The 7,215-nt window shown below is 73.7% G+C and carries 7 protein-coding genes and 1 pseudogene; 3 read left to right on the plus strand and 5 right to left on the minus strand.

The window, feature by feature from the left end:
* Positions 1-1,435, minus strand: a 1,435-nt coding sequence (gene hutH / locus AC3A3H_RS00310) for a histidine ammonia-lyase (RefSeq protein ID WP_487612536.1), incomplete at its 3' end; no start/stop codon positions are given.
* Between the two features lie 114 nt (positions 1,436-1,549).
* Here hutH and AC3A3H_RS00315 point away from each other — a divergent pair.
* Complete coding sequence (locus tag AC3A3H_RS00315; RefSeq protein ID WP_487612537.1) at positions 1,550-2,308, plus strand: IclR family transcriptional regulator; 759 nt, start codon at positions 1,550-1,552, stop codon at positions 2,306-2,308.
* Between the two features lie 3 nt (positions 2,309-2,311).
* Here AC3A3H_RS00315 and AC3A3H_RS00320 read toward each other — a convergent pair whose 3' ends face one another.
* On the minus strand, positions 2,312-3,376 hold the full coding sequence (locus AC3A3H_RS00320) for a S1C family serine protease (protein WP_487612538.1): 1,065 nt from the start codon (positions 3,374-3,376) through the stop codon (positions 2,312-2,314).
* Between the two features lie 96 nt (positions 3,377-3,472).
* On the opposite strand from AC3A3H_RS00320, the gene AC3A3H_RS00325 reads away from it, so the two are divergent.
* Positions 3,473-3,856: a phage holin family protein gene (locus tag AC3A3H_RS00325; RefSeq protein ID WP_487612539.1), complete on the plus strand. Its 384-nt coding sequence runs from the start codon at positions 3,473-3,475 to the stop codon at positions 3,854-3,856.
* 6 nt (positions 3,857-3,862) lie between these two features.
* On the opposite strand, the gene AC3A3H_RS00330 is transcribed toward AC3A3H_RS00325, so the two are convergent.
* The 3 genes from AC3A3H_RS00330 to AC3A3H_RS00340 are packed head-to-tail and all read right to left on the minus strand — an operon-like array spanning position 3,863 to position 6,350.
* On the minus strand, positions 3,863-4,321 hold the full coding sequence (locus AC3A3H_RS00330) for a GNAT family N-acetyltransferase (RefSeq protein ID WP_487612540.1): 459 nt from the start codon (positions 4,319-4,321) through the stop codon (positions 3,863-3,865).
* A gap of 44 nt (positions 4,322-4,365) precedes the next feature.
* Complete coding sequence (locus AC3A3H_RS00335; RefSeq protein WP_487612541.1) at positions 4,366-4,824, minus strand: SRPBCC family protein; 459 nt, start codon at positions 4,822-4,824, stop codon at positions 4,366-4,368.
* Positions 4,824-6,350: a phytoene desaturase family protein gene (locus AC3A3H_RS00340; protein WP_487612542.1), complete on the minus strand. Its 1,527-nt coding sequence runs from the start codon at positions 6,348-6,350 to the stop codon at positions 4,824-4,826. Before AC3A3H_RS00340 ends, AC3A3H_RS00335 begins: the two co-directional genes overlap by 1 nt.
* Positions 6,351-6,629: 279 nt before the next feature.
* Between AC3A3H_RS00340 and AC3A3H_RS00345 the strand changes: the two are divergent.
* Positions 6,630-7,215 (plus strand): annotated as a pseudogene (locus AC3A3H_RS00345) (DEAD/DEAH box helicase); the annotation flags it as partial.

The raw sequence follows: 7,215 nt of genomic DNA on the forward strand, positions 1-7,215 counted from the left end.
CCTGGCGCAGCGGCGCCCGCAGGTCGGCCGCGCGCGCCGCGGTCATCAGCTCGATCGCGAGCACGCGGGTCAGCCCGTCGAGCGCGCGGCGCAGCTTGCGGGCGGCGGCCCACCCCATCGACACGTGGTCCTCCTGCATCGCGGAGGACGGGATGCTGTCCACCGACGCGGGCGCGGCCAGTCGCTTGAGCTCCGACACGATCCCGGCGGCCGTGTACTGCGCGATCATCAGTCCGGAGTCCACGCCGACCTCGTGCGCGAGGAACGGCGGCAGCCCCTGGTTGCGCGCCGGGTCGAGGAAGCGGTCGGTGCGGCGCTCCGACATGCTCGCGACATCCGCGACGACGATCGCGAGGAAGTCCAGCACGTAGGCGACGGGCGCGCCGTGGAAGTTGCCGTTGGACTCCACCCGTCCGTCCGGGGTGAGCACCGGGTTGTCGATGGCGGAGGCCAGCTCGCGCTCGGCGACCATCGTCGCGTGCGCGACGGTGTCGCGGGCGCCGCCGTTCACCTGCGGCGAGCAGCGCAGCGAGTAGGCGTCCTGCACGCGCGTGCACTCGGGGCCCTTGTGGCTCGCCACGAGCGGGGAGCCTGCGAGCAGTGCACGCAGGTTCGCAGCGGAGACCGCCTGACCCGTCTGGGGCCGCAGCTGCTGGAGGTCGGCGGCGAACACCGCGTCGGTGCCGAGCAGCGCCTCCACGCTCATGGCCGCCGTGATGTCGGCCGTGCTGAGCAGCCGGCCGAGGTCGTGCAGCGCGAGCGCGAGCATCCCGAGCATGCCGTCTGTGCCGTTGATGAGCGCGAGGCCCTCCTTCTCGGCGAGGACGACGGGCCGGATGCCGGCGGCGGCGAGTGCGTCGGCCGCCTCCACCAGCTGTCCGCCGACGCGCACCTGGCCCTCGCCCATCGCCGCGAGCGCGCAGTGGGCGAGCGGCGCGAGGTCGCCGGAGCAGCCGAGCGAGCCGTACTCGCGCACGATCGGCGTGATGTCCGCGTTGAGCAGGGCGGCGTAGGTCTCGACGGTGCGGCGCTGGGCGCCGGTGCGGCCGGTCATCAGGGTCGCCAGCCGCAGCAGCATCAGCGCGCGCACGACCTCCCGCTCGACCTCGGGCCCCGATCCGGCGGCGTGCGAGCGGACGAGGGACGCCTGCAGTTGCGCGCGGCGCTCGGCGGGGATGAAGGTGGTGGCGAGCGCGCCGAATCCGGTGGAGATGCCGTAGTGCGGCTCCACGTCGTCGGCGAGCGCCTCGACGATCGCGCGGGAGGCTTCCACGGCCGCGAGCGCGGCGACATCGAGTCGCACGGGGGCGTCGTGCCGGGCCACCGCGACGACCTCGGCGATGGTGAGCGGGCGTGCGCCGACGGTGACGGGCGCGGCGTCGGCGCCGTCCCGAGGGGTGGTTGCGGAGGTGGAACCGGTGGTGATGGCGGACATGCTCCGATCATGCGCCGGGGCCCGTCCCCTGCGCTCGGGGGTTAGGCTCATCGGTGTCCGGGATACCAGACACGGCCGAAACGGGAGCAGCGCCGCGTAGAGGGAGGAACAGCCATGAGCAAGGTCCCCGCAGCGGAGAACACCCTGCGCATCCTCGGCTACCTGGCCACCCAGCGCGGTCCCGTCCCCGCCGCCGCGATCGCGGCCTCCCTCGGCCTGCCGCGATCGACGGTCTACCACCTGCTGACCGTGCTGGCCGAGCACGGCTTCGTGCTGCACCTGCCGGAGGCGCGCCGCTACGGGCTCGGCGTCGCCGCCTACGAGCTGTCCAGCGGGTTCTCCCGTCAGCAGCCGCTCAGCCGGCTCGGCCGGCCGATCGTCGCCGCCCTGGTGGACGCGATCGGCGAGTCCGGTCACGTCGCGGTGCTGCACGGCAGGGACGTCGTCTACATCGTGGAGGAGCGAGCCCCGCGGCGGCCGCGGCTGGTCACGGACGTGGGAGTCCGCCTCCCCGCGCACCTGACGGCGAGCGGCCGCGCACTGCTGGCCTCCCTCCCGCCGGGGCAGCTGCGCGCGCTGTACCCGGACGCCGACGCGTTCGAGGACCGCACCGGCGCCGGACCGCACTCGTACTCCGAGCTGCGCCGGCTCGTCGCCGAGGCCCGCGAGCGCGGCTATGCGACCGAGGACGGCGACGTGACCCCCGGCTTCGCCTCCGTCGCCGTGTCGGTGCGCGACCACGCCGGCTGGCCGGCCGCGGGCATCGCCGTCACCTTCCCGCGCGAGAACGTGCCGCCCGACGAGTGGGACGCGCTCGCCGCGCGGGTCCGCGACGCCGCCGCCGAGCTCTCCCGCCGCATCCGCGGCACCTGAGGGCTACTTGAGCGTGACCGTCGTGTTGTGCTCGGCGCCGTCGCGCACGTAGTCGACCTTCACCTCGTCGCCGGCGTCGCTGGTGACCTGGATGGCCGTCAGCACGTCGATGTCGGTCGCCTGATGGCCGTTCACCGCCGTGATCACGTCCCCGACCCGGAGGCCGGCCTGCTGCGCTGGACCGCCCGACACCACCGACTGCACGAAGAGGCCGCCCGTCACGCCGAACGCGGCCGCGGCGCCCGGCGGGATCGGCACCACGGTGATCCCGGCGGTGGGATGGGAGGCCTCGCCGTGCGCGATGAGCTCCTTCGCGATCGGCAGCGCCAGCGACTCCGGGACCGCGAACCCGATCCCGACGCTGCCGGTGCTCGCCTGGCCGCCGGAGCCCGGCACCGTCGCGATCGCCGTGTTGACGCCCACGAGCCGGCCGTCGCAGTCGACGAGCGGGCCTCCCGAGTTGCCGGGGTTGATCGACGCGTCCGTCTGGATGGCCCCGGCCAGGATGGCGTTCCGGTCGTCCTCGCCCGGCACCGGGACCGTGCGGCCGAGGGCACTGACGATTCCGGCGGTCACCGTCGACGAGAGGCCGAGCGGCGCGCCGAGCGCGACCACCGGCTGACCGGCGGCCAGGCCGCCCGAGTCGCCGATCTCGATGACAGGCAGCGGCTCGTCGTCCTTCACCGTGATGACGGCCAGGTCGGTCTTCGGGTCGCGGCCGGTCAGCTCGGCGGGCAGCTCGTGGCCGTCGCTGAACCGCACCGACAGCTTCGCGCCGGACGCCGCGTCGGAGATCACGTGGTTGTTCGTGAGGATGTGGCCGTCGCCGGTGATGATCTCGCCGGTGCCGTTGCTCGACCCGCGCGGGCCGGTGACGCTGATCGTGACCACGCTCGGGAGGACGCGGTCGGCCACCCGCGCAGCGTCGCAGGTGCCGCTGCGGCCGGCGGAGAGCGCGGCGACGGTGAAACCTCCGGCGATCATCCCGCCGCCGATGAGCACGAGGGCGGAGCCGACGACGAGCAGTGCGATCGTCCAGCTGCGCAGGGTGGGTTTCTGCTCTGTCACGGTTTCCCCTCGTCGACGGTGGCGCCAGGCTAGCGGGGCGGCAGGGCGAGGAGAAGGGGTGTTCTCGCCCGCCCGGGAGGCCGCTACTCTTCGGGCATGGTGAGATTCCTGATCCGAGCGGCGATCTTCGTGGTCACCGCAGCGCTCGGCCTGCTCATAGCCTCCTGGATCCTGCCCGGGTTCCATCTCGACTGGGAGGGGCTCCTGGTCGCCGTGCTGGTCTTCGCCGCGGCGCAGAGCATCCTCGCGCCTTTCATCTTCAATCTCGCCCGCAAGTACGCGTCGGCGCTGCTCGGCGGGATCGGGCTCGTGTCGACGCTCGTCGCGCTGCTCGTCGCGTCCCTGCTGCCGGGCGGCATCCGGGTCGACGACTTCGTGACCTGGATCCTCGCCGCGCTCGTGGTCTGGGTGGTGACGGCGCTCGGCGGCTGGCTGCTGCCTCTGATCTTCCTCAAGAAGAAGGTGGCGCAGCGCACCTAGCCGGGGTCAGAGAGTCTTGGCGTAGCAGACCGAGTGCGGGTCGCCCACGTACTCACCGAAGTTCGGGATGCGCGCGTAGCCGCGGCTCTCGTAGAGCGCGATCGCCGCGTGCTGCAGCGGCCCGGTCTCGAGCTGCACGGCGGCCACGCCGGCGCCGGCCGCCTCGGCCTCGACCGCCCCGAGCAGGCCGGCCGCCAGGCCGCGGCCGCGCGCGTCCGGGTGCACGAACATGCGCTTGAGCTCGGCGCTGCCGTCGCCCTTGCGCACCAGCGCGGCCATCCCGAGCGCTGTGCCCTCCTCGTCGCGCCCGACGAACACGGTCACGCCCGGGCGCTCCAGCTCGGAGACGTCCAGCAGGTAGCAGCTCTCGGCGGGGTAGAGCGCGAAGGTGAACTCGTCGCTCAGGCGCAGCAGCTCGGCGACGCCGGGGGAGCGGGCGGGCTCGGCGGACACGCGCGTGGTCATCCGTCGATGCTAGTGGCGACGTGTTTCGGGCGGGTTTCCGGCGCTCAGCCGGCCGAGCGCGCCTTCTGCCGCGAGATCCCGCGCGCGACCCACTCCAGCCGGCGCAGTGCCTCCCGGTTGCGGATCCAGAGGATCGGGTCGGCGATCACCGTCGGGATGCGGGCGGCGATCCCGGTGATGGCGTACTCCTCCATCCGGACCAGGCAGCCCTTCCCGCGCGGCTGCACCTCGATGAGGACGCGCTCCGTGCCGACTGGTCGCGTCTTCGCCTCCAGGCTGAAGCGCCGGGGTGGATCCCACTCATCGACCCGGGTCTCGTCGTTCAGCACGAACGGCCAGATCCCGATCGAATGGTGGAGCTTGGAGCCCGGCTCGGGGAAGCGGCCGTCGGCCCCGCGCATCCGCGAGGCCCCCACCACCCAGGTGGGGAAGACCCACGGGTCGGCGAGGGCGGTGAAGACCTCCTCGGGCGTGCAGGCGAAACGGCGGACGTTGACGGACATCAGGCGATCTCCTCTTCGATGGAGCCGGTGGTCTGGTTGAAGCCGCTGGCGGGCGCCCCCGGCGATGCCACCGGCAGGTCAGGGGCGAGCGACGGCATCCGGGTCATCCCGAACTCGTGCCGCAGGGCGCTGCGCGCGGCGTAGTAGCCGGCCAGCCCGTGTACGCCCGGCCCGGGCACGGCGGAGGACGACGCGAGGTACAGCCCGCGGCCGGGCATCCGCCACGGGTCTGTCGACGGCACCGGGCGCAGGATGAGCTGCGACAAGTCGGGCATCCCGGAGGAGATGTCGCCGCCGATGTAGCTGGGGTTGTAGCCCTCCAGCTGGTGCGCGGTCTTCGTGGCGCTGGCCAGGATCAGGTCGCGGAAGCCCGGGGCGAAGCGCTCGATCTGGCCGATGACGGCTTCGCTGCGGTCCGACGTGGAGCCGCGCGGGACGTGCGTGTACGCCCAGAGCACGTGCTTGCCCGCGGGCGCCCGCGAGGCGTCGAAGAGCGTCGGCTGCGAGACGAGCACGTACGGGTCGTCGCTCTCCCGGCCGGCCGCGACGGTGCGCTCCGCCCGGGCGATGGCCGCGCGCTCGCCGCCGAGGTGGACGGTGGCGGTCTCCCTCAGCTCGGGGTTCGTCCACGGCACCGGCCCGGACAGCGCGAAGTCGATCTTGAAGACCCCGTTGCCGTCGCGGAAGGCGGCGACGCGGCGCAGGTAGTCCGCGGGCAGCCGGTCCTCGCCGAGCCGCGCCGCGATCGCCACGTGGGTGTCGAACAGGACGGCCCGGGCGTCCGGCAGCTCGCCCAGCGATTGGATGTCGGTGCCGGTGATCAGCTCACCGCCGTGGGCGCGGAGGTCGTCCACCAGTGCGTCGGCGATCGCCTGCGAACCGCCGACCGGGATGGGCCAGCCGCGGGCGTGCGCGTAGGTCGCGAGCGCCAGCCCCGCCGCGGCGCCGGCCAGGTTCGGCAGCGGCAGGGTGGTGTGCGCGATCACGCCGGTGAGCAGCGCGGAAGCCTTCTCGCTGCGGAACGGGAGGTTCCACCACGGGCCGCCCTGCGACAGCGCGGCCAGGCCGAACCGGGCGGCGACGAGCGGATGCCGCGGCAGCTGCAGCAGGGAGGAGCCGGTGAACTGCGCGACCGCGTCGGCGTTGCGCACCAGCGGGCCGAGGAGGGCGCGCCAGGCCGGGCCGTCGGGGCCGAGCGCGTCCGCAGTGCGCTCCAGGTCGAGGTAGGCGAGCGCGGCCTCCCCACCGGGCAGCGGGTGCCCGTAGGAGGCGGTCGGGGTGATGAACGGCACCCGGTCGGCGAGGCCGAACCGCCGGAAGAAGCCGGACGCGAACGCGAGCGGGTGCACGGCGGAGCAGATGTCGTGGCGGAAGCCGGGAAGCGTGACCTCCTCGGTCCGCATCCCCCCGCCCGCCGTGGCGTTGCGCTCGTAGACGTGCACGCTCAGCCCCGCGCGGGCAAGCGTGACGGCGGCCGCGAGCCCGTTGGGGCCGGACCCGATGACGATCGCGTCGACGGAGGTCATGCCCCCATGTATACCCCGGCCGCGGGCGCGCGTCAGGGAGTCCGGAACCGGCAGCCGCTTCCCAGCCTCGATCCTGTATCGTTGGGAGGTCGGCTCTTGACACCGCGCCACTTTTTGACGCGCGGATGGGTTTGTAAGTCAAGCGGGCCGGTTCCGCAACCAGTTGGTTTCGCGGATTCATCACGATGTGAACGGCCCCAGGCGATGTCTGCCGGGGATTCTCCGGTGCGCTTCAGCGCGCCGCCGCGCATTTCAGAGAAAAACCCAGGAAGAACACGCATGCCCCCGTACAAGAAGAACAACGACCGACGACCGTCGCAGCCCGGCGCGCCCAAGGGCGCCGGCTCGCGCAGCCCGAAGCACCGCGGCTACCGCGAGGAGGCCCCCGACGCCGGCAAGAAGAACCGCTGGAGCGCCGAGGACCGCGCCGCCCGCGGCCGCGACACCTACGGCAGCCGCGGCGACTCTCGTGGCGCCGCGCGCACCGGTGGTGGCGAGCGCCCGAACTGGGAGCCGCGCGGCAAGGACGCCCGCCGCACCGAACGCGAGTGGGACAGCCGCGCCAACGCGGGCCGCCGCGAGGACGACCGTCCGCGCCGCAGCTTCGACCGCGACGACCGTGCGCCGCGCCGCGACTCCGACGATGGCCCGCGCCGCAGCTTCGACCGGGACGACCGCGCCCCGCGCCGGGAGTTCGGCGACCGCCCGCGTCGCGACTTCGACGACCGTGCTCCGCGTCGTGACTCCGGCGAGCGCCCGCGCCGCAGCTTCGACCGGGACGACCGCGCTCCGCGTCGCGACTCCGACGAGCGCCCGCGCCGCAGCTTCGACCGGGACGACCGCGCTCCGCGTCGCGACTCCGACG

The sequence above is a fragment of the Leifsonia sp. Soil_N53 genome, from assembly GCF_057655165.1.